This is a genomic window from Leptospira fainei serovar Hurstbridge str. BUT 6 (assembly GCF_000306235.2).
In the GTDB taxonomy this organism is placed as follows: Bacteria; Spirochaetota; Leptospiria; order Leptospirales; family Leptospiraceae; genus Leptospira_B; species Leptospira_B fainei.
The window spans coordinates 1-23,977 of the sequence record NZ_AKWZ02000007.1; the positions used below are offsets into that span (position 1 = coordinate 1).

Here is a 23,977-nt window from a genome sequence, read left to right on the forward strand (position 1 = left end):
TGGTGGATCAAATTAGGTATTTTTCCGGAAAGGATTCATCCGGGGAAACCACAAGAGAACGGAAGGCATGAAAGAATGCATAGGACTTTGAAGGCAGAAGCGGTTTATCCGATTCGTTCTAATATGAGACAGCAGCAAAAGGCATTCGATCGTTTTAGAGCGGAATATAACCATGATCGTCCCCATGAGGCGTTAGGTCAGAAGCCGCCTGCGAAGATCTATAAACCTTCCCTAAGATCCTATCCGAATCGTCTATCCGAGATATTTTATCCAGATCATTTTGAAATTCGTAAAGTCGATGACGGTAATTTTTATTGGAAAAATCAAAGATTCTTTATTACGAAGAGTTTAGGTGGAGAGAATATCGGCCTTGAACCTGTCGACGACGGTATATGGGCCATTTATTTCAGCTTTGTGAAAATAGGTTATTTGAATGAGAACACAAAGAAAAATATCTAGGACTTTGAAGTGTAACCCATGTCTCCGGTCTAAAGTGTTACCTATGTTCCAGGACGTACACACCCTTATTGGGTGGGGGCCGGTCGGTGGTACCCGCTCCGAAGCCCCTCGTTAGCACAATCCCGCTTTTTTGGAAACCCTTTCTCTTAGCGAGTTTGTGTTGGAGCTCCTACAGTCTTTTTTGAGGCCTTGTTGACAGTTCGGATAATTCGTGATAAATAACTTTGCTTCGAGAAACCGCCTCCATCCCCCACGAGCCTGTTGAAAAAGGGATGCAATTTTAGGGAACTTGCTAGATTTACGGAATGGCAAAGTTCAAGAATACGGATCCGAAATCAGCTTAGAATGTACGTTTTAGACTTCAAGGAATTGTTCGGGGAAGAACATCCGATTCACGGTTTTAAGAAAGTCATTGATCGGTTAGATTTCGAAGATTTCGAAAAGAATTACCAGAATGATGAGACTGGAAGACCTGCAATTTCACCGAAGAAAGTTATTTCGGCTCTTTTTTATTCCATTTTAATCGGCAATATCTCGATGCGGGAACTCTGTAGGATATCCAAACTCAGAGCTGAATTGATCTATCTTCTGGATGGAGAAGAGCTGGATCATAGTTTTATCTCAAAGTTCAGAAAGACTCACAGAACTGAAATCGAAGATCTATTTTCTCAAACGGTATTTCTCGGTTACGAAAGCGGTTATATAGATTTTGAAACCGTTTCCATAGATGGCACTAAGATAAAGGCGAATGCGAATCCCGATGATATAGGGGACCTGGAAAAATTCGAGCTTAGACTTGAACAAATCGAAAAGGTAAGTAAGGTCAAATTTCAAGAATGGGAAAAGTCTGCCGATATGGATCGTTCTCAAATTCGAGACAAAAGAAAAGAATTAGAACTTAAAGGCAGAAAAGCTTACAGGATGCGGTAAAATTCCTAAAAAAGCACAAAGACCGTCGTAGAGTCCATCTCTATGAGAGAGATTGCGATCTACAGAAAAAAGGAAACGTATTCCTGGTAGGTTACAATGCTCAAGCGGCGGTCGATTGCAAATCCAACATGATCATTTCTCACAGTGTGGAAACGGAACAATCCGATACTAAGTTTGCGGAGAAAATGATTCGAAAAGTCGAATCTTGCTACGAATTCTTAAGATCGGAAAAACAAGATTTAAATAGAATTCAATATGTCTTAGATGCCGGTTATGCAAGCGAAAGTAATTTCCAGAGATTAAAAGACTTCGATCTTTATTGTCCCGATCAAAAAGTAACAAGGTTATTCCAAGCAGGGAAGATCCCAAAAGTTACCGATTTCTCCAAACGAAGGCCTCCGTTCATCAAATTTATCTATGAAAAGAAAGCTAACAACTTCGTCTGTCCATCGGGCAGAACACTTAAATTCCGATCCGAAAAGTATCTTCATGGACAATACAGTTATTCGGATTACAGATCGACGGGTTGCAACGGCTGTAAGTTGAAACATTTCTGCACAAAAGGTCGATCTAAATCCATTTTGGTGAATTCTAATAACTTGAGAAGAAACTACATTCATTTAAGTCCAAGTAAAAACTACCATCCGAGCGAGCTGAATAATTTCTACACGATGGAAATGCGCAAAAAGTTACAAAACCCGAAATCGAGAAAAATTTATGCCAAACGGTTTTCTTCGATTGAAGGCGTCTTTGGTGCAATGAAAGGATCTCGTGCAGGAAATAGATTCATGACAAAAGGATTGGAAAAAGTTTCTCTTGAATGGTCCGAAAGATGCTCCGCTCACAACATAGGAAAAATTTGCGGATTTCGGTATATTTAAACGATCTGCTACGGCAGTCCCTTCTTCTTTTTGCCATTCGCTTTAAAGAGGAAGAAGAATTTTCAGACAAACCAGGCCTCTTTTTCAACAGGCTCCCACCCAGGAAGGGTGGGCTCCCCGTGCAGCTTATAGCGCTATACACTTTTTTTCTTCAGCACCAATATCATCCGGCTGGCGTTACTACGGAATTTTACTTCGCTATAATTGGAATACACATTAAGAATTTCCATTCGATGTTTTGAAACCATCCTCTGGAATTCGGTGAGAAAATAAGCACGCATCAAATGTTTATCTTTGATCTCTTTCGAATTAAGATTATAAATGTAGTTTACTTCCACCACGGTGGCTTGGTCCGCGCGAACCAATCTAAAGCCTCGATTTCTTTGAATTATCGTATTACGAGCCTTAGTCTGCGACACTGGCGCAATTGCCTTTCTCTTTATCTTCCTCAACGGTTCGGCATTCCAAACTTCCAGGACCGCTATACCGGCGGGTTTCAGATTTTGCTCTAATTGTTTAAGAGAAGCCTCGACCTCTTCATTACTTAACAGATAGTTAAACGAACCGAATAGGCTTATAATTCCGTCCAATTGCTCGGCGGCTTTATACGTTTGTATATTTCCTACTTCGAACCGGCAATGTGAATAGCGTTTTTTTGCCACTTCGATCATTCGGGTAGAGGAATCCACGCCTTTAGGCTTGTAACCGAGGCCCTGGAAATGAGTAACATGTTCCCCTGTACCGCATCCAAGGTCTAAAATATTGCGAATTCGGTGCTTTCGGAACAGACGATCTAAGAATTGGGTTTCCAAGTCGAATTTCCTGGTATTCTTTTCAATATCGAAGTAGTATTCCGCGAGTTCCGTGTATAGTTTCATGGAAAAATCATTTGAGCTAGAAGGAAGTCTGCCCGTTACATATAGTAACGGAACGGAGTCCGGCAAAATGCAATTTTTCGGGGATTTTTTTCTATTTCTTTCGACCTTTCTCGTTGCCGAGGGAAATTCTCTGCTATGGATAGACGGAGAAATCATTGCCCTAGCGGGGATTTCACTTACCATGCTGACTTTATTCGGATTTGTTGTCCGAACTAACGTTGAAAAACGGGAAGAAGCAAGCCGGCATACTAAGGAAAATTTCCAAGCTGATGAACTCCAGACGAATTTGAACGAATTTTCTTCTTTAGAAACTCAAACTTCGACGATCGGAATTCCTCCAACTTACGAAAAAACCGACGAATCGCTTAGGGAGGAAGACGGGCTGCCGGAGATTCCGCAGGAAGAAGCCGACGCGACTCCAATCCGCTTTCACTTTCCCGTGAAAGGTCGGACGTATGAAGTATTGCAGGATTTTTTACGTTCTTTACCAGAAGGAGATCATTGGGAGATTCATTTATACTCACCGAATCGAAAACTAAGTCGTTCCGCAACGAAAGAAGGAAGCATGATCGTATTCCAAGACGGGTTTCCGGAAGTCGTAGAGACTCCCACTGACGAGGCTATAATATGGAAACTCGAGTGGGAAGGCCTACTTGTCGGATGCGTTTTATACATTTCCCGGTCGAAAATAGATCTTAATATTTCGATAATCACCCCCTTGCTTGAGTCGGTTACCGAAAAGCTCGTATTGGCAGCAAAGACGGAGGATTTCGAAACGGGCTGGCTATCTCATTTATCTTTTTGCAATATTTTGGAAAAGGAAAGAGTTATCGGCGAGGAGCCGAAAATCCTTATGTTTGTGGAATTCCGGGGGATAGAAGGACGCCTGCTTCCAGCATTGAAAAGCTTCGGAAATTGGTGGAAAGAAAAATATAGGGAATCACCGTCTCTTTTTCGAATTAGAAATAATCGGATTGCCGCTTTTTTGACTTCCGAAGATTGGATCGAATTTCAAAATTCTCTTCCTCTCATTATGGAATTTTTGGGTTCTTCGGATCTTTCTTTAAATGTCGGCGCCTCAGTCAGAATTCGGCTCGGTGACAAAGATTGGGAGTATAAAGCCAGAAAGGCGTTATACTCATCCGTGACGGAAGGTTTAAATCGTTTAGTATGTCTTTAAATTTGGATCCTTTACTCGACGAAAAGTTTATTCTTACGATCTCGCAGATCTTTCCGGAATTTCTAGATAAAAATTTGGGAGTTAATGCCGCTAGAGAAGCTTTCGGCCCTTCAAAGAATGAAGGGTTCTGTTACGAAAATTGCACATCCGTAGAATTCAAAGGAGAGGCGGAAGGTCGATTGTTTTTAGCCATGGACGGTTATACAAAATTAAAATTATTACCGAAGATCGCTCGCTCATTCCATATTGATCCGACTATCCGAAGCCATGCTGCATCGATCATGCTTGAATTTGCCAATCAGATTTGCGCCGAGCTTATTTCGGAAATGAAATTGGGCAGATTTAAGATCGATATATTACCGCCCGAAAATCTGAATCATAAATTAGTTCCCGTCGACTTGGAACATTTTAGACAATATATACTAATCTATTTCTTAAAAGATGAAAGTGTAAAACAATATCTTGGAAGAATCTATCTGATTCTTCTTATGAAAAAATATTAATTCGAAAACCGTTAGGATGGTTTCTTTCGCTTTTCAACTATGATAGAAAAATATTATTTAGTCGGCTTTCCCTTCCTGGTTCGATATGCAGGTCTCGGTTTTTCTTCCGTTCCGGCGTTCAAAGAAAGAAACATACTGATAGATTCCGGATTAGAAATAAGAACGAAAATTTTTCCAGGAAAAAAAAACGCGCCTGCTGTCTATATCCAGCACGGGATGAGCGCCCGAGGCATCGAGGATCCTCGAATTTTGGAACTAGCGAGGCATCTCTATAATACCGGATTTACCGTTTACTTACCCGAATTGCCGGAAGTCAGAGGCTTGAAAGTTTCGTCCGAAACTGTGCCTAAAATCCGTTCTACATTTCGCGCCATTTACGAGCTGGAAGGAAAACCGGTTTCGTATCTGTCCGCAAGCTTCTCTGCCGGAATGGGAATGGTCGCTCTTTCGAGCGAAGAGGAACAAGTCAGGTTATCGTCTACCTTGTTGGTAGGGACATATGCGGATTTTAGCAAAACGCTTCCGTTTGTAATCGCTAATTTTGAAAGAGACCCATATGCGGTGTACGTAATGCTCTACAATTACATTAAAAAGATCAGGAGTAATTTTCAGGCCTTGGAAGAATTCTTTCGGGAATCCGCTTTGGATTCGGGCCTTCAACGACGGGAAGAGGCGGCAATCGGTCTTAGAATGTATTCGGCTCTGAGTTCGGAGGAACGCGAATTTGTGGATGAAATTAGATCCGTGCCATCCTTCCGGGAGAAATTGTCGGTGGAAATTTTGAATTCTCTTCCACCTGGCTTCATCAAAGAGAATTCCCCTGCCAATTTTACCTCTTCTTGGAGAAAACCGATCGCATTATTACACGGATTTGACGATCCGGTGATTTCTCCGGGCGAATCCGAGGATTTATTCCTGGACCTCCGGAATCGCCTAAAGGACCCCCCGATCTTTGTAAAATCGCGTTTATTGACCCATGGCGATCATTTGCCATTCTATACTCAGTTTCCGGAAATTCCGTCTATGGCTAAAATATGGGGATTCTTCATAAAAAACGCCTTTGAGTCTTAAAAGGAGATGTTATTTTTCTCGAAATTTATCCGTCCTCATATAAAGGTACTTTCGTCCCAAAATGCCTCGAGTTGGAACGTTCGTTAGTCGACGATAAGAGGGAAACGTAAGAGATTTAAGTGTAAACTTTTGTCTCCAATGGAACGCGAAAAAAGAGAAACTTGAGAATCGGACACGATTGTTGTCAGAAAATTGTTAACCTGTTGCTAAATTATAAAAAAGGCCGCAACTAGTGAGAAGGTCCGATTGTTAGTAAGGTAGAATGATTGTGAGTACTGAACAAACCTCAGGATTGCCGGAACAAGATACAAGCTGGGAAAGCGTATTTACTTTAAAAGTAGCTAATGACGCTTTATCAGCCGAACTAACGATTCGGCCTGGGATGATAAAAGGGCGTTCCTTATCAACGGGAGTTATCCTAGAATTTTTACATGATCGAGATATATCTCAAGAACGAGTTTTAAACGATCAAATTTATCAGACGCTAAAGCATTTGGCCGATGCTACTTCGAAAATGAATTTTTCGCCGGTAACGTTTCCTATTGCTGCCGGTCTTCCTCCGACGAGGGGAGAGGACGGATGGCTGAAATTTTACCACCCTCAAGCTCAAAGGGTAAAAATCGGAGAAGATGGAAAAGCCGATTTTCGAAATATCGATCGATATATATATGTAAAAGAGGGCGAGAAACTTGCTACACTCTTCGAAGGAATTCCTGGCAAAGCCGGAATCGACGTATTTGGAAAGCCGATAGCTCCTCCTGCGATCAAAAGACCGAAATTAACCGTCGGAAAGAACGTGCAGGAAAGGCAGACGTTGGTAGACGGAAAGCCGCTACGCGAATATCACGCAACTACAAATGGGGCCATTTTTTCCACCGACAGTTCGGTCACCGTTTCTCAGGAATTGCAAATCGATTCCAATGTAGGCTTAGGAACCGGAAACGTTAATTATGACGGAAACGTATTAGTCAAAGGTGATATAGAATCGGGGGCTTCCGTCGTGACAAACGGAAGTCTGATCGTAAAAGGAAATATAGAATCTTCCGATCTTACCATCGCTAGGGATTTGGAAGCAAGCGGCGGAATTAAAGGTGATGGCAAAAACGTCATAAAAATCGGCGGCCACCTAAACGCTAAATTCATTGAAAACGCGGAGATAGAAGTCGACGGAGACGTGGTGATCGAGGGATTTATTTTGAATTCCAAAATCCATTGTCTCGGGACGATCGCATTGAACGGTTCGAATGCTAACCTAGTTTCTTCTTCCGTAACGACCTTTACGGGTTTGGTTTGTAGTAATCTGGGCTCTCAGGCGGAATTAGATACCGTCGTTGAATTAGGATTTCATTTTCGAAACGATCGCGCATTCGAGGAATTGACTAAACGTTTGCATTCGGCCGAAAAAGAGATGGAGAAGGTTCTTCCTAAAATTCAGCAAATCAAGCAGCTAGTGCAACGATCTCGCGGTCAAATTCCCGAAGAGAAGAAAGAGGGCTATCGTAAGGTTTTTGAAGAGTATAACGAAAAAAATCGATTTATGGAAGCCCTAAAGCAAAAGATCGAGGTTCTCAGAACCACTCGCTTCCATCCTGGAGAGGTGCAACTAGTCGTTCGGAAGGGCGCTTATAAGGGAGCCATTATCAAGTATAGAAGGCAAATCGAGAAGATAGATAAATTTCAATCCGCCTTCATGATGCGTTTTCATCCTGGACAGGATAAAGCGGCAATGGTCGCAGTCAAAGCTCAAAAATGAGAAAACGTCGTGCAGAAAGGTATTCGATTTAGTTAACCGAATACCTTTTGGATTTCGGAGGGTTTTATTATACCTCTTTCGGTTATAAACGCAGTAATGAACTCTGCAGGCGTTACATCAAAAGAAGGATTTAAGGCTTTGACCGCTTTCGGAGCAATAATGCCTTCACCCAAGATGGGAGAACCGTCTTCTTTTTTCAGGAAATTCAATCTTGTAACTTCTTCAGGATTTCGCATCTCTATCGGAATATCTTTACCGGAAGCTATCCTGAAATCGAAACTTTTTTCCGTGGCGGCTATATAGAAAGGGACACCGTGAGCCTTTGCAACGATCGCTAAAGGATAGGTTCCGATTTTGTTTGCGGAATCTCCATTTGCTGCGACTCGATCGACCCCGACGATTACGGCATTAATTTTCTGAGTTGCCATTAGCCAACCTGCCATACTATCCGTAATTAGATAAGAGTCGATTCCTTCCTCCAGTAGTTCCCAGGCGGTTAAGCGAGCGCCTTGCAGATAGGGGCGTGTTTCATCTGCATAAACGGTTAAATCATATCCTCCTTCATGGAGAGAACGGATTACCCCCAAGGCTGTCCCATGACCCGCGGTTGCGAGAGCTCCAGTATTGCAGTGAGTTAATATTTTTATTTTTTCCGACTTATTCGGAAATAAAGCCAATCCATTATTGGATAGAGCTATGTTATTTCGAATATCATCTTCGTAGACGCTAATCGCAAATTTCTCGGCGATATTTTGTATCTCACCGAAGTTTAAGGATTCGAATTTTTCCTTTGGGAGTAGTTTCCTAAATTCGTCGAGAGCGGTTCGCAGATTAACCGCCGTCGGTCTCGATTCTAAAATGCGAGATAGAATTATCTCCAGCGTTTCATACGACGGCTTGGTATCGAATTTTTTTAATTCTAAGACAACGCCGAATAATCCGGTTATGGCGATCGCCGGCGCCCCCCTAACAATCATTTCGCGGATAGCTAGGATTGTGTCGTCTGCAGTGGACGCCAAAAACCATTCTTTTTTGCCGGGGATCATGCGCTGGTCTAAAAGACGTAAAATTCGGCCTTCCCAGAAGATAGGTCGTAAATTTTGCTTTTCCAAACTTTTTTTGGCCCGATTTACTAAAGCGAGCCCTCCTTTCCTACGATTATAACTATGTGATTGAAGTCATCCGCCAACTCCCAGGGGATGAGGACGAACCGGGGCTAGCATAAGCCCCGGCTTTGCCTACTTGACTCCACTACCAGTTCCCTTAAACCTTACATAATGGCAAAGAGAAATTACGGCTCTAGTCTGAAGCTGTTCGGATTTTCCGTATTCCATCCCCTGAACATTATACTATTTACGAACTTCGCCGTATGGGGACTCCTCATGCTCGAAGGCGGCGGGGGAATTTTAACGTATTACTTTGGTCTCAATCCAAGCCTCGTCGTAGAGAAGGGAATGGTTTGGCAGGTCTTTACCTACGGTTTTCTTCATGTAGTTGGCGAGGGATTATTCATGCCGTTTTTACATATAGGCATGAATATGTTCGGTCTATATACGCTCGGATTTTGGATTTGTCGTTATATGAACGAGTGGAAATTTTTTACGATTTATCTTTTATCGCAACTCGGTGGCGGAATTTTCGTGGTAGTTTTTGCTTTTGTCGGATTAAAGACCGGCTTAGTACCTGAATATTCTTCTTGGGATAGTTATCACACTTCTACTATCGGAGCGAGCGGAGGGGTCTTTGGAATTCTTGCAGTATTTGGACTTCTTTTTCCAGATGCGAGATTTGCCTTCCCGCCGGTACGAGCAAAATACGCTCCATGGGTTCTCATAGGTGTAGGCTTTGCTTATGACCTTTTTACATTGCTTCAGTATTATCGGAGTGAAGATCATCAGACTTCTTTTTTTGGAATGATGAGTAATTCCGGACATCTTGGCGGTGCAGTATTCGGTTTACTTGCGCTAAAAATTTTCGCTCATTGGGGAAAACCGGTTAAATCTCCCATCTTTATCAAAAGGATTAAGAAGGTCGTGAGTCCAAACACTTCGGTTCCGATGGAGGATTTCTTTGAAGTTCAAATTCGTAAAAACCGAGATTTACTAAATAAGCTGCATGCGATTTCGTCCGTCGAAGAAAGAGAGAAGATTCTAGAACCGTTACAAGCTACGGATACGAATCTTTGCCCGCCTTCTTCTTACGACTCTGACGATCCGTTTTGCCTACGTTGCGAATGGTTGCAAAATTGTGAATTGCGTAGGTTGAGAAAGAAAGATCCTCTCGTCTAAAAGAGCATGGTGGGGATTTTCTTAGGCGAGAAGTTGCTTATATTTTCAAGGAATTCCGTTTTCAAAACCGGATGGAAACTACTGGACATAAATTTCCAAAGTTTATATACTAGTTATCAATCGAGTCCTCGATATCACTAACCTTAAGGGATCCGAATCAAGTTGGCGGAAAAAAAGAAAACCATTCTTAGCGAAGTTTTGAAGCGGGAAAAATTTCAAAAACTCGAAAAGAAAGATAAGGATAAGACACCGAAGAGCGTGATTGTCGTGAGGCCTGATTCCGACCCGTCTCCGAAAAAGGAAGATGGCCCTGGTCGTAAGATCTATAAAGCTATAGACGAGTCGATGGGCGACCTTCGCTTTTATTTTTTGGAAGGCGAATACCGCGAAAAGGTGGCTGGACTTTTTAATTCACATGAAAGTCAATTTGATCGCCTCGGAATTACCCCACGTCGGTTTCTGGATTTTGCAAGGGAATCTTTTGATCGATTCAAGCAGCTTCAAAAGAAGATGCCTTTGGAACCGATGAGTAAGAAGGCCTGGGAATACATGGACCGTAGTTTGAACGAACTCATTGGCAAGCTAAACGAAAAGTTTAGCAGATAACGCACAGATCTCAATTTGCTTTTTTAGTAATTTCAATCTTCGTTGAAAATTGGAAAAGGTGATTTTGCAATGCCCACCCTTCCTGGCCCGAAATAAAAAAGCCGCAGAATCATTCTGCGGCTTTCCAATATTCGAAAAATGTTCTATTCTTAAAAGAATCTCTTCGCAGCTTCTTCCGAAATAGAAATTCCTGTGAGTTTTGCTTTTTGTAAAACTTCCCAAAAATAGCGATAAGTAGCTCGGTCATGAAGATCGCCGGCATGCTGAATCGGTCCCCATTCCGCGTCCTGAGCTTTTACCAGGATTTCGGCAGAAGTCTGAACTTCGCTATAATCCGGCGCCATCGCGTCCAGGATTGCTTGGATTTGTGCGGGATAAATCGACCACATCCGCAAGAAGCCGAATTCGTCGTGAGCTCGTTTTGCATCTTTGTAGGTTTGGTACTGATTCTTTAAATCTAATGTTACGTTATGAGCCGGAATCACTCCGTGAGCCAATGCTGCAGCCACTACGGTGGATTTCGCGCGTCTTAGAAGTTCATGATCGAATTGACCCGGGCTTTTCATACAAGAAGCCGGGATCGCACCATGGTGTCCGGAAATGAAGTCCATCAATCCGAAGTCTAAAACTTGCATCCAAGGAAGAGCGGCGATTTTTTCCACTTCCCATAGAGCTCCATGAGTTTCGATTAAAACGTGAATCGGAATTTCACGTTTGATTCCGGCCTTTTGAGCCGCTTTCTGAATGTACGTGATCATCTCTTCGACCTGAGATGCTTTCGTAGGTTTTGGAATCGTGATGTACGCGATTTTTGCACCCGCGCCCGGTACGATAATATCTACGTCCTGCTTCCAGTATGAATTCGTATAATCGTGAATACGAACCCCGCTCATATTATGTTTATTCAGTTCTGAGTTTTGGATCCGCACAATCATTTCTGCGTGCTCTTTTTCCTTACCCGTTTGAGCCCCGTCTTCGCAGTCCATTGTAATGTCAAAAAGACCGCCGAGTTTGTTTTGGAGTTCAAGCGCTTTGGTGATAAGCTTTTCCGAGCCGGCAAAATGCTCGCAGGCAGGAATGATGGGGAAGGGCTTCTCTCCTTCGAATAGCGCATCCTTTGGATGGGTAAGTTTGGACATAGAAATACCTTTGTTTCCGTTTTTAAAGCCGATCGCGGCCGTTCTTGGAACAGGGTTTTCGGAGGTGGCCCTTCCGGCAACGGATTTTTGGAGGCTGGGCTTTAGGCTTCTAGTAGCTGGAGAATGACGGCTTTTTGAGCATCTAGTCGATTTTCCGCCTGCTGAAAGATAATCGATCTAGGGCTTCTGACGACCTCGCGAGTGATCTCATATCCGGAATGAATCGGCATATCGTGCATCACTTTCGCCTTCGTTTCTTTTAAAAGAGCTTCGTTGATCTGATAAGGCATCATTAATTCCATCCTAGCCTTCTTCTTATCCGCAAAGTTAGGATCGTTGAAAAATTCCATATCCACCCAGGTATCGGTGTAGATATAGTCCGTATTCTTAATCGCTCCGATCAGGTTCGTTTCCCAGTGGAGAGTGCCCTTTCTCTTTGCTCGTTCGACCGTTTCGTGATCGATATTTTCCGCATCGGCAATCGGAGTCACAAGTGTCAGTTGCATTCCTAGCGCGGAGGTGATTCCGATCAAAGAGTTCACCACATTATTGTGAACCCCTATATAAGTTAGGCTCAGATCCGAGAGAGGTTTAGGATTGTCCAGCGCTATAGTCAGGATATCCGCCAAGGATTGGCAAGGATGGAACATATTGCAGCAGCCGTTGACCACCGGAACTTGGGAACCTTCCTTCAACTGTAAAAGATCTTCGTGCTTGCGCATTCTCGCCATAATTACCGAGACGTTTCTAGATAAGTATTCCGCTTCTAAATCGATATCGGAGAGAAGAAAATTCGAAGTCATCCAATCCAAATAAATTGCATGTCCACCCATTTCAGTCATCGCGACTTCGAAGGAAACCCTCGTTCTCGTGGAGGTTTTCTGAAAGAGCATGGCCAAAGTCCGACCTGTCATGTGCCCAAGGTAGTTCGCCCTATGGTGTTTCACATGAATGGCAAATTGTAGAAGATCCAGCACTTCGTCGTCTGCCCAATCTTTCCAGCAAATCAGATGTTTTATTTTTGAAGCCAACATGATGTGAGTCAAAGGCCAGGAAAATACGGGATTCGGCATTAGACAACCTCAAAAAGCCGGGCAGAAATAACTGAAAAAAAGGAGGGAGGGAATCCCCCTCCCGAGTGTTTTCCGGGGAAAAAAGCGTGCGAATCGACCGTTAGAAAAGTCGGACGATAAATTTCAATTAGGGGACTATCTATGACACTGATTACGGGGAGTTTACCGGCTAAATACGAATCCATGAATAAATCCTTAGGGTTTTCGTGCTGACACGGGATCCTCTCAGGAAAACGTATTCCTAGAGGAGATTTACATCGTGTCTGAATCGGTCGTTACCCAGAAATCTGTGGAAGAGGAAACCAAACGTAGAAGAACGTTTGCGATTATCGCTCACCCTGATGCTGGAAAAACCACTCTCACTGAAAAACTCCTACTTTACGGGGGCGCTATTCAATTAGCGGGAGCCGTTAAGGCCAGAAAGAATCGCAAGGCTGCCACTTCCGATTGGATGGAAATGGAAAAGGAGAAGGGAATTTCGATTACTTCCGCCGCCTTACAATTCGAATACAAGAATCATGTTTTAAATCTATTGGACACGCCGGGCCACGAGGACTTTTCGGAAGATACATATCGGACTTTAATCGCAGCGGACACTGCGGTCATGGTTTTGGATGCCGGAAAGGGGGTCGAACCCCAGACCATTAAACTTTTTAAAGTTTGTCGAGATCGTGGAATTCCGATCGTTACATTCATCAATAAAATGGACCGCCCGACGAAGCCTCTCTTTGAATTACTGGACGAGATAGAAAAAGTATTAGGTATTACTGCAATTCCCATGGTATGGCCGATTGGAACCGGCGTGGATTTTAGCGGAGTTTACAATCGTCTTGATAAGAAAATTTATACGTACGATAAAACTCCCGGAGGCTCGCAAAAATCGGCCTTCCAAAGTTCCGGTATCGAAGATCCGAATTTGGACTCTATGTTCGAAGATTGGGTTTTGAAAGCGTTTCGTGAGGAAGTTGAACTTGTTGAGGACGGGATCGGAAAATTCTCCTTACAGGATTTTTTAGAATCTAAAATTACTCCCGTATTTTTTGGATCTGCGGTGAACAACTTCGGCATTCAATTGTTCTTGGATCACTTTTTAGAAATTGCCCCCCCTCCTTTATATTTTCCTTTGAAAGACGGTGCGAGATTGGATCCGGTGACGACTCCCTTTAGCGGGTTCGTTTTCAAAGTTCAGGCGAACATGAACAAAGCGCATCGGGATCGTATAGCATTCTTGAGAGTTTGTTCCGGAAAGTTTGAACGAGGATTGAACGTAAATCACGGTCGACTCGGAAAGCAAGTGAAGCTTTCATCCTCCTTCGCGTTTTTCGGTCAAGATCGAAATACAGTGGATGAAGCTTATCCTGGGGATATCATCGGATTAGTAAACCCGGGCACATATGCGATAGGCGACGTGCTGGCTAGCGGAAAGGTTCCGGATTTAAAACCACTTCCGGTATTTGCGCCCGAAATTTTTGCGACACTTTCTTGCGTTGAAACCGGATCTTTAAAGAGTTTTCGAAAGGGAATCGAACAGCTGGCGGAGGAAGGCATTTTGCATTTATTTACTTCTCAAACCGTCGGGGGAGGACTTCCGGTTATCGGAGCAATGGGACAGTTGCAATTCGAAGTATTCCGCCGACGTCTTCAAGACGAATACGGAGCTCCTACCAATATCAATATCCTTCCGTACCAAGTTTCATGCTGGCTTCCTGAGGAAGATATAGGAAAGGTTCCTGCCGGTTCCAATCTGGTCGTTGATAGTATCGGTCGAGCCGCCTTATTATTCGATTCGGAATGGGAAAAAGGATATTTTCAAAAGAAGAATCCTGAAATCCGTCTTTTGGATTATCCTACTCAGGAAATTCTGCAAGATTAAATCGATTCGAATTTCAGGAAGCGAATTGAGCTTCGGCTTTCGAAGAACCTTCGGTATTAAGAGACACTCAACCGAAGTATTGATCCTTAGTGTGGATAAACAATTTCATCTAATCTTATCTTTCGATTGAAAGCGGAAGAGTAAGATCGTATTTTTTCGAGATTTCGGCCAAGATTAAGACTTAAAAATCGTATATCCGTGCAACGTTAAAAATAATGCGGAACGTTGATTTGAAAGTAATGCCGCGCCCCGTCTTCGATCGATAATAATCGAGCTTCACCGATATAACCTTAGTGAGCTTTTATTTTGATTTTTATGAAAGGTTTAATATTTAGCGGATAATTTTGCTCGATTTCGAGCGGAAAGAAAGGGAATGTCGCTTATGCATGTCCATTATTTATTCAAAGAGGAGAATCGATGAAACTTAATTGTTTTCGAACCGCCGCGTTACTTACGGTCTTTCTATCGTTGATTGATTGCAAAAGCGCGCAACATTTCGACGTTCAAGTAATCGCTAAATCCGGAATCTCTCAACCCGGAAAGGATAAATATGTCGTTTTTCCTTTCGAAATGGCGGAGGGGCTGAAGCAAAATGAGGCGGTTGCGAACCGTAGAAAAAATATAGAGGCAAGAAATCGAGAGAAAGCAGAATTGGCACTTGTAAAGACGGGTCTGACGGTTCTGGAACGAAGTAAAGTCGATAAACTTTTAAATGAAATGACGTTCGGTAAAACCGGTGTGACTGAAAGCGACGGTTTAAATATCGGAAAATTATTGAATTCGAATTTTGCTCTCTTTGGAAAAATTACAAATTATAATGTAGCTAGAAGGGGAGTGCGCGTAAGATTCATGGCCGAAGTAATCGTTAAGGCTGTGGATATCGAATCAGGAGTAATCGCCTGGGAGGCTATCCTAAAAGGGCATATGCCTTTTAATAACGGAGAACAGACTATATTGGATGCGGAAAATACCATGTACGAGCTGTTCAGTAAAAAACTTACTGAACTCTGATTCGAGGTAAAAAAAGGAAATTCCGGAATGGAAAAATTCTATTATCTCGTGTATTTTTTAATCGGTGCCCGTCGCATATATTGTATTTGCACCAGATGATTCACGGCGGGACGGCAACGTTCCGCTTTTTTTTATTCTAATCGTTCTATTTACCGGCTTCGGTTTCGTATTCCTGGTATAAATTTTTAGCCGTCTTAAAACCGAAAAAATCCGCATTTCCCAAAGGATCATAACCGAATTGAATTGCGGCTTCGTCACCGTACAGAAAGGGAAAAATTTTCGAACGGTCGTTACTATTTCTATTTTCTAAATAAAAATCCACAAACCGTTGCTCCGGTTCGATTTCATCTTCCTGATTCGTGCGAATTTTTACTTTTCCTTCCTGCGCGATATGCTCTCCCAAGGTTTTTGGATATTTCCATTCGAGCTGAAAAATCGTTCTTAGAATGTATTCTCTACAGCGCAGACGAATCATATTCGGCTCCAATGGTTCGGACGCAAAGAAAAGCGGAGTGCAGAAATTTCTTTTTAGAAGCGAGAAAGTCTCGAATTTCGAACTATAATCCGTTGAATATCGATTTGTCCAACTGCCTGCGATATCATCCGCTACCGTAATCGATACTTTGATTTTAGCGGAGCTTCGAGTTTCCTTCCGCTCCTTATTGTAGTTCTCGATTTCTTTCCCCAGCAATGTTTCCGCATGCAGATTTTGTAATTCTATACATTTGCTAAGAATGTGTGCCTTTGCCATCGGATTGAAATTTAAAATAGGGAGTTCGACGTCGGTTTTGTCTTCGTTTAGCGCCAAGTCTAAATATTTCCGGAATCGTTCCATATTCAGAGGATTTTGATATAGTTCGATCATTTGATCTAAAATCGGAAGAATTTCGAATCGCATACGGGCTATAGAAAACGAAGAAAGAAAAAAAGCCTCCCTTATTTTCGGGAGGCTTTTTAAGTTTCGGAAACGAGTCGAATCGTTACTTCAAGTTTTCAGCAACTAATTCAGCGATGTCTTTCACTTTTACTTCTTCGACTTTACCTTCTTGCTTTACTCCGTCCGTGATCATTGTGATACAGAACGGACACGCAGTAGCGATAGTGGTCGCACCGGTTGCAAGTAATTGATTCGTTCGCTTGAAGTTAACGCGATCATTGTTCTGCTCTTCCATCCACATTTGCGCTCCGCCGGCTCCGCAACAGAGTCCTTTGGTATGATGGTCGGAAGGTTCGGACAATTTTCCGCCGGAAACTTTCTTAACTACGTCACGAGGATTTTCGTAGTTGTCATTATAACGTCCGATGTAACAAGAATCGTGATAGGTATACTTGCCTGCGTTTGCATCTTCTGCGACACCCACTTCGATTTTTCCGCTCTTAGAGAGTTCGTTGATGAACTCGGAGTGGTGGATCACTTCAAAGTTTCCGCCAAATTGCGGATATTCGTTCTTGATGGTATTGTAGCAGTGAGGACAAGCGGTAACGATTTTCTTTACGTTATATCCGTTCATTGTGTCCACGTTTGCTTGAGCTAACGTTTGGTAGAGATATTCGTTTCCACCGCGACGTGCAGAATCCCCCGAACAGCCTTCTTCCGTGCCTAAGATTCCGAACTTGACGTCCGCTTTTTGAAGAATCTTAACGAACGATTGAGCGATCCGTTTGTTCCGATCATCATAGGCGCCTGCGCAACCTACCCAATAAAGAACGTCTACATTGGAGTCTTCGGCCATAGTCTTGACGCCGAGCCCTTCCGCCCAGTCTGCACGAGAGTGAGCTGCAACACCCCAAGGATTCGAATTATTTTCCATATTCACGAACGCATTTTGTAGTTCGGTGGGGAATTTTGATTCTGCAAGAACCAAGTGTCTGCGCATTTCCATGATCGCATTGACTTGATTGTTTCCGACAGGACAAGCTTCTACGCAAGCATAACAAGTAGTACAACCCCAAAGCGCTTCTTCGGAAAGGCCTTCGTAGTTATTGATGACACCGGTATCGATGGCGGCAACAGCGTCTGCGGCTCCTTCGCCTTGGCTTTCGCGAATTTTTGCAACTTCGGGAAGCTTGTCCATTAGTGCATGTTTTAAATCTACGATGATAGCTTTCGGATTCAGAACTTTTCCGGTTCGGTTAGCGGGGCATTGTACTTGGCAACGACCGCATTCGATACAGGAAAGACCGTCGAGTAGATTCGGCCAAGGGAAATCTTCCGCACGATTCACTCCCCAGACCGCCGTTTCGTCCTCTAGGTTTAACTTGGACAGGGCGCCTTTAGGCGTATCGGATTGTAGAAAGTAGTTAAACGGTGCAAAGATCAAGTGTGCGTGTTTGGAGGTCGGGACGTACAGCATAAATGCGAAAACCGCAAGAATGTGAGACCACCACATAATTTGAACGACTAAATCTGCAGTAGAGTATTCCACACCGATTGCCTGCCAGATATTCCCGATCGCGGCGGCGATAGGAGCTGCATCATGAATGGGGTCTGCGTATTCCGCTCCGACAGCTTTTGCACCTTCTCCCAATAGCGTCGAAATCATTAAAATGGAAATCATCGCGATTACGATCGCAGACGCAGGAGAATGCACGTCCAATCCTTTGGCTTTCTGAATCCATCGTCTCCATGCAAAGAAACCCAAACCTACAAGAACTAAGACGGTCACGAATTGCAGGACATATTCGTAAACGTAATTGGCGGTATCACCGAACACGGATCCGACTAAGGAAAATTTATATGCATCTTCCAGTCCGTAACCGAATATTCCCGCCACCATTTGGCTGGACGTATGTAGCAAATATGTTACGAATCCGTAGAATATAAATGCATGCATAATTCCACGTAACGGTTCTTTAAAGTTCTTCTTTTGAAGGATTACGTTTACTAGGAAACTCTTGATTCTGAATCCCCAGTTCGGGTGTTCCCGGAAGTCTTCGGTTCCGGCTGCTTTTCTACCGTTGAAAACAAGTTTGAGGCGGTAGAGGACCGCGCGGACGAACACGAAGTTCGCGACTGCGAACAGAACCGTGAAAATCACGTGGAAGGCGATCTTGGATATAGCCATAGTCTTTCAGTAGTACCTTTGTCTTTGGATGGTCTTCAGAAGCACCGTAACGATGGGGAATCACACTGTCCAGGAAAAATTGCCGTAACGTCCGTTCTGATCCGAACCGGAGAATTTGAGCCTTCTTTGAATAATCATTTCTATTAGCCGTTATTATCTTAGAGATAGGCATTCTAAAAACAATTCCCGCTCTCTAAGATTCCTCTTGCAATTTGTCGAGAATAAGTCGCAATTAGAAAGCCTGCTTTTCAACCAAAAGGGAAAAAGGTCTCGCCTTTTTCCGGTACGCGAAAAGTCTGAAGGTAACAACGTAAACGAATAAAAGCTAGTATTATAATGAGCCCTATTTTCCAAAAGCAAGCGACGGATATTATTTTAGAGAAGGCCTTGGCCGGAGAGAGGATATCTTCCGGGGAAGCCCTAGAGCTGTATGAGAACGGCGACCATTTAAAGATTATGGCTACCGCTCGGACGTTGCGTGAAAAGATTCTTCCGCATTCCAGCGCCAGCTATACGATGTTTCGAGTAGTTAATTACACGAATTATTGCAATGTCGAATGTAGCTTTTGTTCCTTTATGGATGAGATCGGGAACGGGAAAGGATACGTTCTTTCTAAAGAAGAGATTCTGGAAAAAATGGATTACGCGGTTTCAGAAGGCGCCGACCAAATGTTCCTGCAAGGCGGAGTGTATCCGGATCTCCCGTTCGATTATTACTTGGATGTAATTTCCTCGGTAAAACAAAAATATCCGGAGATGCACATTCGGGCATTTTCTCCCGTTGAGATCATCAATCTTGAAAAGATTACCGGCAAATCCTTGCTGGATGTTCTCTATCTTTTAAAGGATGCGGGATTGGATTCTGTTCCCGGAGCGGGGGCCGAGATACTTACGGATAGAATGCGCAATATTATTTCCCCGAAGAAGGCAACGACCGAGGAATGGGTGCTTGCGATGGAGACTTGTCATGAGGCAGGTCTTCCAGGCAGCGCGAATATCGTATTCGGGTCCGAAGAAACGAAGGCGGAAGTGATCGAACATCTTACGGTCGTGAGAAATTTACAGGATCGGACAGGTGGGTTTCTTTCTTTTATTCCTTGGACGTTTCAACCTCAGACCAAAAGATTTAAGGTACGTTCGGTCCCGACCACCGAGTATCTGAAAGTTTTAGGGATCAGCAGAATCTTCTTAGATAATATTCGGCATATTGAAACATCCGTTATGGTTTTGGGAAAAGGGGTAGGACAACTTGCCTTGTTTAGCGGGGCGGACGATATTTCCTCAGTCGTCATCGAGGAGAATGTGCTTCGTTCTTTCGGTTTAAAGACGGAAAGGGAAGCGGTGAAATTCCTACAGGAAGCGGGATTTTCGCCTAAGAGAAGGGACCTCCTGTATAACTATGAAAAATACGAAGGGAGAGAGCATTCGCAATCGCTTTCATGAGTTTCCGTACCGGAAGATAGTTTTCATAATAATTTCATTTCGTAAACAAGACGAGAAGACCGAGGGGGTCCAATGTTACGTTTCTCCGATATAAGAAGTCGAATTTTATTAGAGTGTATAGCGCTCGCAGCGATACTATCGGTCTGCGCGTGTGGACCTTCTCATAAAGAGAGAGTCCATTTAGAAACCGGGGTAAGCGTGAAGATACTCGGGCCTCATAAATACGAGTTCATTGCGATGGGTAAAGCTTCCGTCGTCTCAGTGGATGAACAGGATGTTTTTAAAATGAAAAAATCCTCTTGCGAAGCGGCGAAATTGCAAGTAACTCAAAGGTTGGACGAGCTGGAACCGAATCAAAAACATCGGCTTTTTTTTCTGGAACAGAAGGCGCAGACGTATTTCGGCGACGGCGAATACTGCGAACTTACTTATATATACGAACTTCCGCCGGCCAAGAAGTGAACGCATCTCTTTGTTTGTCCTGCTTACTTGCGGCGACGATGGTAACCTTATTTCTTCCGGCCGATTTCGATTTGTAAAGAGCCGAGTCGATCGATTGATATAGGTCGTCGAAGGTTAAGTCTTCATCAAACGGAAGGATTGATGCTCCGATCGAAATCGTTATAAATACAGGGGTTCCGTGCTCGTCCTCTATCGACAAGGACTGTACTTCCACGCCTTTTCTTAAAGATTCGCAGAGCATATCGAGCCCTTCCGGATCGACCGAATCTAGAAGAATACAAAATTCATCGCCGCCAATCCGCGCGCACACGTCTGTCGCTCTGACTCTGGATTTCATGACGGCCGAGAGAGTTTGCAATGCTTCGTCGCCAGCCATATGTCCGAATTTATCGTTTGTTTCCTTTAAATGGTCCATATCCAAGATGATAAGGGCCATATTGAATTTATATCTGCGGGCGCGTTTTTTGAAGATATCGAACTGTTCGATCAGATACCTACGGTTGTATAAGCCCGTAAGATCGTCGACGCTGGAAATTTTTCTGATCTGGTCATTTTTCTTTCGGAGGCGAATTACCGCGCGAGAAAGTTTATTCTTATCGCGATAGTCCATCATTCTCCAATAATTCATGATGACGTTTCCGAAAGTTCCGACGAAAATATAGGTTAATAGGATCGGAAACTCCTGGAATGCGTTGGATATGGAATCGGAGAGATAGCAAATTCCGAAAAAAGCGATTCCGAATGTGAGATTGACCAACACTACGGTTGTCGTGGTCAACCATAGTAGGATATTCATACTCAAAAGAATGGCAGTAGCCTGATGAAGATAAATATCGTAATGAACTTCGTCCAGATATAAGAACGGTAAAAACGAAACGAGCAGAACGGAAGAGGACCACACTTTATAGGATTCCATATTCTTCGGATTCCAATCGGTCTTGAGCGAATTTCTCCAGAGAAATACGAGGGAGAGTATCACAAGAGTGATTCTGCTAGAGTAAAGTAAAAATAGCGGTTCACCGCTAAGGGTCCTGGAATCCGGGATTAAAAATGTGAAGAATGTGATTAGGATACAAAAGGAATAGTGGATCGCGAGAGACTGCCGAATGTCGGCTAAGTTTCTTTCGATGAATTCACTAGGATAGTTGTTAAATAGAATTCTCTTAAATAGATGGCGGGCCCGAAGGTCGCTACCGGGAAACCATTGAACCATTGTTTTCTTTCCGCTTGGGTCCGGATGGATTCCGAAAAATTTCCGTCCCCAAGATCCACGGTTCGATTTTAATATTCGTTATAGCAAGAAAGAATTTTGTACGGAGCAAAAAAACGTCGATTTGCCTCGGAAAAAGAATGAGGAAGCGCGGATAACGTAAGCTTGTGTCAAAAAAGTGATTTTTTTGAATTATAGTACGGCAATTTTCCTAGGATTCTTGGTAAGAACCTCGGGGATAGGAAGCCCAACACCACCTAAGGAACGGACTTTTTTACCATTGATATAGAGCCGGATTCCTTTTACGTTTAGGTTTTCCATTAAACTATAGCAGAGTTGATCCACACGATCTTTTAACAATTCCGGACCCGCGCCCGTTTCGAATTCGCTGCCTAAGGAAAGTTTCAGAATACCGTTTTCTACGGAATATTCGTTGGAGTAGGAGAATTTTGCAGGAAGGGCATTCAATACGCCGCTTCTTTTTTCATCCTGATCGGGTCCTTTTGATAACTCCTTTAGAATGAAATTTACTTTGTCGCCGGAAGTATGCCTGCGTTTGACTCGAACGAGCCTTGAATGACTTTTGTTTCCCTTTCCATAGAATTTGAGAAAATACAGTTCAATTTCTCCCGGTTCGTGTTGGACCTCTTGATTGCCAGCAGATTCTGAAATTGTAGCTTTTGGATTATCGACAACCGGTATAAAGATATCGTCCGAGTCGGTGGTCTCGCTTTCCGTCCAGTTTTGGCCGACCGTTTGTCCTCCGTTTTGCATTAATTCGGAAAGAATTTCATCCTCTGCCTTATCCATCACTTCTTCGTGAGTTTGTTTTCCGGATGTGGCTTGAGGAGGCTGAGGTGTCGTTTTCCCGATCGTATTGAATGTCGAAAAGAAGCCGGGCTCACCGCCGTTTGCGGTAGATTTGAATCCTGCTCCGGTCGATTTATCCAATAGAACCAAGACAAATAAAATACCGGTCAGAACGTATAAGAGGGATTTCAATTTTTCCGATTCCGGCACAATTAGATTTTCGGAAGTTCTTGGAATGCTCTTCTCACTTTTTAGAAGGATTCTTGTAGGAACCGTAAATCTTCGGGCTTTTTAGAATCCTCTTTTTTACAGAAAGGAGGGCAGTTGGCCGAAATTCCTCGAAAACGTGTTCCGAGCATTTGCTGCCCCGACCAAGGAAATCGGCTCGGCAATTTGCGGTTTATCGGTAAGCGGATCTCTCGGCGAGTCGGGCGGAGGGGAAAAAATCCCCACCCTTCCACGGGCGGGGGCCGGAGCGAAGCGGTGGAAAAGCCCTCATTTCACAAAATCCGTATTATTTCAAGATTTTTTATCCCCCACTCGGTGTGGGAGCTCTTACAGGGGGTGTGCGGGAAATTTTAGATTCAATTAGTAGAGAAATCGGGAGGAGGCGATTGCCAGGAAAACGAGTGTTATCTTCCTCGATTGGCTCATCAGAATATCTTGTCCAAGTCTTGCAATTGAGCAAGGGAAACTTCCCAATCCGGTATTTCTCCAACCGGCGCGTGTCCGTACGCACAGAATGCAAAGGGGCACTGATTTTTTCGAGCCGCTTCATAGTCGGAGCTACGATCCCCGATCATCAAAAGGGCCTCCGGAGAAAGAGCGTAATCGACCAAGTATTTTGCCACAAGGTCGGCTTTGCTTTTTAAAGAACTATTATCTAGAATCAGGATCGGATCGAAAAGGGGAAGAACTCCCGAGACTTCCAGGATGGTTTCGACATATGGCCTGCGTCCGTTAGAAGCCGCAAGGATTCGGTAACCTTTTTGTTTTAGCGAAGAAACGGTTTCCAAAACTTTGGGATAAAATTCTCCCTCCCCGGCACGAATCTTATCCACCAATAAATGCAATACCGAATCGGAGATTTGGTCTCTTTCGGATTCCTTTAGTTGAGGGACAAGATTTAAGAAAATGGTTTTGACCGGTTTTCCGATTTCGAGCATGATTTTCTCACGATCCGGGATCTCAAGAGGAATTCCGGAGGCGAGTGAAAACCGGCGAATCGCTTCGGCATAGGTTTCTAAAATAATTCCTTCGGAGGAAAACAAAGTTCCGTCAACGTCGAAGGCGAGGGCTCGAACCGATTTAGGATTCCAATTCATGGACAAGGCCATAGTTT

General features: G+C 43.5%; 21 protein-coding genes and 1 pseudogene. 13 read left to right on the top strand and 9 right to left on the bottom strand.

Going from position 1 to position 23,977, the window contains the following annotated elements:
• The 3 genes and pseudogenes from LEP1GSC058_RS07940 to LEP1GSC058_RS07950 all read left to right on the top strand — a co-directional run.
• A pseudogene (locus LEP1GSC058_RS07940) lies at positions 1-469 on the top strand (integrase core domain-containing protein); the annotation flags it as partial.
• A gap of 335 nt (positions 470-804) precedes the next feature.
• Positions 805-1,389, top strand: coding sequence for a transposase (locus LEP1GSC058_RS07945; RefSeq protein WP_232224644.1), 585 nt, complete (start codon positions 805-807; stop codon positions 1,387-1,389).
• A gap of 128 nt (positions 1,390-1,517) precedes the next feature.
• The gene (locus LEP1GSC058_RS07950) at positions 1,518-2,270 is read left to right on the top strand and encodes a transposase (RefSeq protein WP_016547490.1); all 753 of its coding nucleotides are present in this window, start codon (positions 1,518-1,520) and stop codon (positions 2,268-2,270) included.
• Between the two features lie 134 nt (positions 2,271-2,404).
• On the opposite strand, the gene LEP1GSC058_RS07955 is transcribed toward LEP1GSC058_RS07950, so the two are convergent.
• Entirely contained in the window at positions 2,405-3,148 is a 744-nt protein-coding gene (locus tag LEP1GSC058_RS07955) for a class I SAM-dependent DNA methyltransferase (protein ID WP_039948205.1), read from the bottom strand.
• On the opposite strand from LEP1GSC058_RS07955, the gene LEP1GSC058_RS07960 reads away from it, so the two are divergent.
• From LEP1GSC058_RS07960 to LEP1GSC058_RS07975, 4 genes are all read left to right on the top strand, one after another.
• Entirely contained in the window at positions 3,147-4,328 is a 1,182-nt protein-coding gene (locus LEP1GSC058_RS07960) for a hypothetical protein (protein ID WP_232224645.1), read from the top strand. The genes LEP1GSC058_RS07955 and LEP1GSC058_RS07960 overlap by 2 nt on opposite strands.
• On the top strand, positions 4,319-4,831 hold the full coding sequence (locus LEP1GSC058_RS07965; protein WP_016549129.1) for a chemotaxis protein CheX: 513 nt from the start codon (positions 4,319-4,321) through the stop codon (positions 4,829-4,831). Before LEP1GSC058_RS07960 ends, LEP1GSC058_RS07965 begins: the two co-directional genes overlap by 10 nt.
• A gap of 39 nt (positions 4,832-4,870) precedes the next feature.
• Positions 4,871-5,902, top strand: coding sequence for an alpha/beta hydrolase family protein (locus tag LEP1GSC058_RS07970; protein WP_016549158.1), 1,032 nt, complete (start codon positions 4,871-4,873; stop codon positions 5,900-5,902).
• Between the two features lie 262 nt (positions 5,903-6,164).
• The gene (locus LEP1GSC058_RS07975) at positions 6,165-7,655 is read left to right on the top strand and encodes a DUF342 domain-containing protein (protein ID WP_039948194.1); all 1,491 of its coding nucleotides are present in this window, start codon (positions 6,165-6,167) and stop codon (positions 7,653-7,655) included.
• Positions 7,656-7,687: 32 nt separating this feature from the next.
• Here LEP1GSC058_RS07975 and mtnA read toward each other — a convergent pair whose 3' ends face one another.
• Positions 7,688-8,767: an S-methyl-5-thioribose-1-phosphate isomerase gene (gene mtnA, locus LEP1GSC058_RS07980; protein WP_016549099.1), complete on the bottom strand. Its 1,080-nt coding sequence runs from the start codon at positions 8,765-8,767 to the stop codon at positions 7,688-7,690.
• Positions 8,768-8,932: 165 nt separating this feature from the next.
• Here mtnA and LEP1GSC058_RS07985 point away from each other — a divergent pair, with 165 nt between their 5' ends.
• Together LEP1GSC058_RS07985 and LEP1GSC058_RS07990 are read left to right on the top strand one after the other, a co-directional pair.
• Positions 8,933-9,943, top strand: coding sequence for a rhomboid family intramembrane serine protease (locus LEP1GSC058_RS07985; RefSeq protein ID WP_016549108.1), 1,011 nt, complete (start codon positions 8,933-8,935; stop codon positions 9,941-9,943).
• A gap of 162 nt (positions 9,944-10,105) precedes the next feature.
• Positions 10,106-10,549: an LIC11177 family protein gene (locus LEP1GSC058_RS07990; RefSeq protein WP_016549113.1), complete on the top strand. Its 444-nt coding sequence runs from the start codon at positions 10,106-10,108 to the stop codon at positions 10,547-10,549.
• A gap of 149 nt (positions 10,550-10,698) precedes the next feature.
• Here the strand turns inward: LEP1GSC058_RS07990 and LEP1GSC058_RS07995 are convergent, their stop codons facing one another.
• Together LEP1GSC058_RS07995 and LEP1GSC058_RS08000 are read right to left on the bottom strand one after the other, a co-directional pair.
• Positions 10,699-11,688 (bottom strand): HpcH/HpaI aldolase/citrate lyase family protein, encoded by a 990-nt coding sequence (locus tag LEP1GSC058_RS07995; protein WP_016549097.1) that lies wholly within the window; start codon positions 11,686-11,688, stop codon positions 10,699-10,701.
• 101 nt (positions 11,689-11,789) lie between these two features.
• A complete protein-coding gene (locus LEP1GSC058_RS08000) occupies positions 11,790-12,722 on the bottom strand; it encodes an ornithine carbamoyltransferase (protein WP_039948195.1) in 933 nt (310 codons plus the stop codon).
• A gap of 298 nt (positions 12,723-13,020) precedes the next feature.
• Here LEP1GSC058_RS08000 and LEP1GSC058_RS08010 point away from each other — a divergent pair, with 298 nt between their 5' ends.
• Both LEP1GSC058_RS08010 and LEP1GSC058_RS08015 read left to right on the top strand, forming a co-directional pair.
• A complete protein-coding gene (locus LEP1GSC058_RS08010; protein WP_016549160.1) occupies positions 13,021-14,634 on the top strand; it encodes a peptide chain release factor 3 in 1,614 nt (537 codons plus the stop codon).
• Between the two features lie 417 nt (positions 14,635-15,051).
• Positions 15,052-15,645 carry a CsgG/HfaB family protein gene (locus LEP1GSC058_RS08015; protein WP_016549102.1) on the top strand — a complete coding sequence of 198 codons (594 nt, stop codon included), beginning with the start codon at positions 15,052-15,054 and terminating at the stop codon, positions 15,643-15,645.
• Positions 15,646-15,790: 145 nt separating this feature from the next.
• Here the strand turns inward: LEP1GSC058_RS08015 and LEP1GSC058_RS08020 are convergent, their stop codons facing one another.
• Together LEP1GSC058_RS08020 and LEP1GSC058_RS08025 are read right to left on the bottom strand one after the other, a co-directional pair.
• On the bottom strand, positions 15,791-16,543 hold the full coding sequence (locus tag LEP1GSC058_RS08020; protein WP_016549103.1) for a hypothetical protein: 753 nt from the start codon (positions 16,541-16,543) through the stop codon (positions 15,791-15,793).
• An 82-nt stretch (positions 16,544-16,625) separates the two neighbouring features.
• Positions 16,626-18,710, bottom strand: a complete 2,085-nt coding sequence (locus tag LEP1GSC058_RS08025) for a heterodisulfide reductase-related iron-sulfur binding cluster (protein WP_016549109.1) — start codon at positions 18,708-18,710, stop codon at positions 16,626-16,628.
• Between the two features lie 336 nt (positions 18,711-19,046).
• Between LEP1GSC058_RS08025 and mqnC the strand changes: the two genes are divergently transcribed.
• A complete protein-coding gene (gene mqnC / locus LEP1GSC058_RS08030) occupies positions 19,047-20,153 on the top strand; it encodes a cyclic dehypoxanthinyl futalosine synthase (RefSeq protein WP_016549106.1) in 1,107 nt (368 codons plus the stop codon).
• Between the two features lie 72 nt (positions 20,154-20,225).
• Positions 20,226-20,615 carry an LIC11299 family lipoprotein gene (locus LEP1GSC058_RS08035; RefSeq protein ID WP_039948196.1) on the top strand — a complete coding sequence of 130 codons (390 nt, stop codon included), beginning with the start codon at positions 20,226-20,228 and terminating at the stop codon, positions 20,613-20,615.
• Here LEP1GSC058_RS08035 and LEP1GSC058_RS08040 read toward each other — a convergent pair.
• The 3 genes from LEP1GSC058_RS08040 to LEP1GSC058_RS08050 all read right to left on the bottom strand — a co-directional run bounded on the left by LEP1GSC058_RS08040 (position 20,578) and on the right by LEP1GSC058_RS08050 (position 23,972).
• On the bottom strand, positions 20,578-21,828 hold the full coding sequence (locus LEP1GSC058_RS08040; RefSeq protein WP_016549144.1) for a GGDEF domain-containing protein: 1,251 nt from the start codon (positions 21,826-21,828) through the stop codon (positions 20,578-20,580). The two genes, LEP1GSC058_RS08035 and LEP1GSC058_RS08040, sit on opposite strands and share 38 nt — an antisense overlap.
• Before the next feature lie 189 nt (positions 21,829-22,017).
• On the bottom strand, positions 22,018-22,845 hold the full coding sequence (locus LEP1GSC058_RS08045) for a GerMN domain-containing protein (protein ID WP_016549101.1): 828 nt from the start codon (positions 22,843-22,845) through the stop codon (positions 22,018-22,020).
• A 443-nt stretch (positions 22,846-23,288) separates the two neighbouring features.
• A complete protein-coding gene (locus LEP1GSC058_RS08050; protein WP_016549145.1) occupies positions 23,289-23,972 on the bottom strand; it encodes an HAD family hydrolase in 684 nt (227 codons plus the stop codon).
• Between the last annotated feature and the right edge of the window lie 5 nt (positions 23,973-23,977).

What these genes read in the sequence shown, in the direction of transcription:
- LEP1GSC058_RS07945 (WP_232224644.1), top strand. Translation starts at nt 805, where the DNA reads ATGTACGTTTTAGACTTCAAGGAATTGTTCGGGGAAGAACATCCGATT.
- LEP1GSC058_RS07950 (WP_016547490.1), top strand. Translation starts at nt 1,518, where the DNA reads ATGATCATTTCTCACAGTGTGGAAACGGAACAATCCGATACTAAGTTT.
- LEP1GSC058_RS07960 (WP_232224645.1), top strand. Translation starts at nt 3,147, where the DNA reads ATGGAAAAATCATTTGAGCTAGAAGGAAGTCTGCCCGTTACATATAGT.
- LEP1GSC058_RS07955 (WP_039948205.1), bottom strand. Translation starts at nt 3,148, where the DNA reads ATGAAACTATACACGGAACTCGCGGAATACTACTTCGATATTGAAAAG.
- LEP1GSC058_RS07965 (WP_016549129.1), top strand. Translation starts at nt 4,319, where the DNA reads ATGTCTTTAAATTTGGATCCTTTACTCGACGAAAAGTTTATTCTTACG.
- LEP1GSC058_RS07970 (WP_016549158.1), top strand. Translation starts at nt 4,871, where the DNA reads ATGATAGAAAAATATTATTTAGTCGGCTTTCCCTTCCTGGTTCGATAT.
- LEP1GSC058_RS07975 (WP_039948194.1), top strand. Translation starts at nt 6,165, where the DNA reads ATGATTGTGAGTACTGAACAAACCTCAGGATTGCCGGAACAAGATACA.
- LEP1GSC058_RS07985 (WP_016549108.1), top strand. Translation starts at nt 8,933, where the DNA reads ATGGCAAAGAGAAATTACGGCTCTAGTCTGAAGCTGTTCGGATTTTCC.
- LEP1GSC058_RS07995 (WP_016549097.1), bottom strand. Translation starts at nt 11,688, where the DNA reads ATGTCCAAACTTACCCATCCAAAGGATGCGCTATTCGAAGGAGAGAAG.
- LEP1GSC058_RS08000 (WP_039948195.1), bottom strand. Translation starts at nt 12,722, where the DNA reads ATGTTGGCTTCAAAAATAAAACATCTGATTTGCTGGAAAGATTGGGCA.
- LEP1GSC058_RS08015 (WP_016549102.1), top strand. Translation starts at nt 15,052, where the DNA reads ATGAAACTTAATTGTTTTCGAACCGCCGCGTTACTTACGGTCTTTCTA.
- LEP1GSC058_RS08020 (WP_016549103.1), bottom strand. Translation starts at nt 16,543, where the DNA reads ATGCGATTCGAAATTCTTCCGATTTTAGATCAAATGATCGAACTATAT.
- LEP1GSC058_RS08025 (WP_016549109.1), bottom strand. Translation starts at nt 18,710, where the DNA reads ATGGCTATATCCAAGATCGCCTTCCACGTGATTTTCACGGTTCTGTTC.
- mqnC (WP_016549106.1), top strand. Translation starts at nt 19,047, where the DNA reads ATGAGCCCTATTTTCCAAAAGCAAGCGACGGATATTATTTTAGAGAAG.
- LEP1GSC058_RS08035 (WP_039948196.1), top strand. Translation starts at nt 20,226, where the DNA reads ATGTTACGTTTCTCCGATATAAGAAGTCGAATTTTATTAGAGTGTATA.
- LEP1GSC058_RS08040 (WP_016549144.1), bottom strand. Translation starts at nt 21,828, where the DNA reads ATGGTTCAATGGTTTCCCGGTAGCGACCTTCGGGCCCGCCATCTATTT.
- LEP1GSC058_RS08050 (WP_016549145.1), bottom strand. Translation starts at nt 23,972, where the DNA reads ATGGCCTTGTCCATGAATTGGAATCCTAAATCGGTTCGAGCCCTCGCC.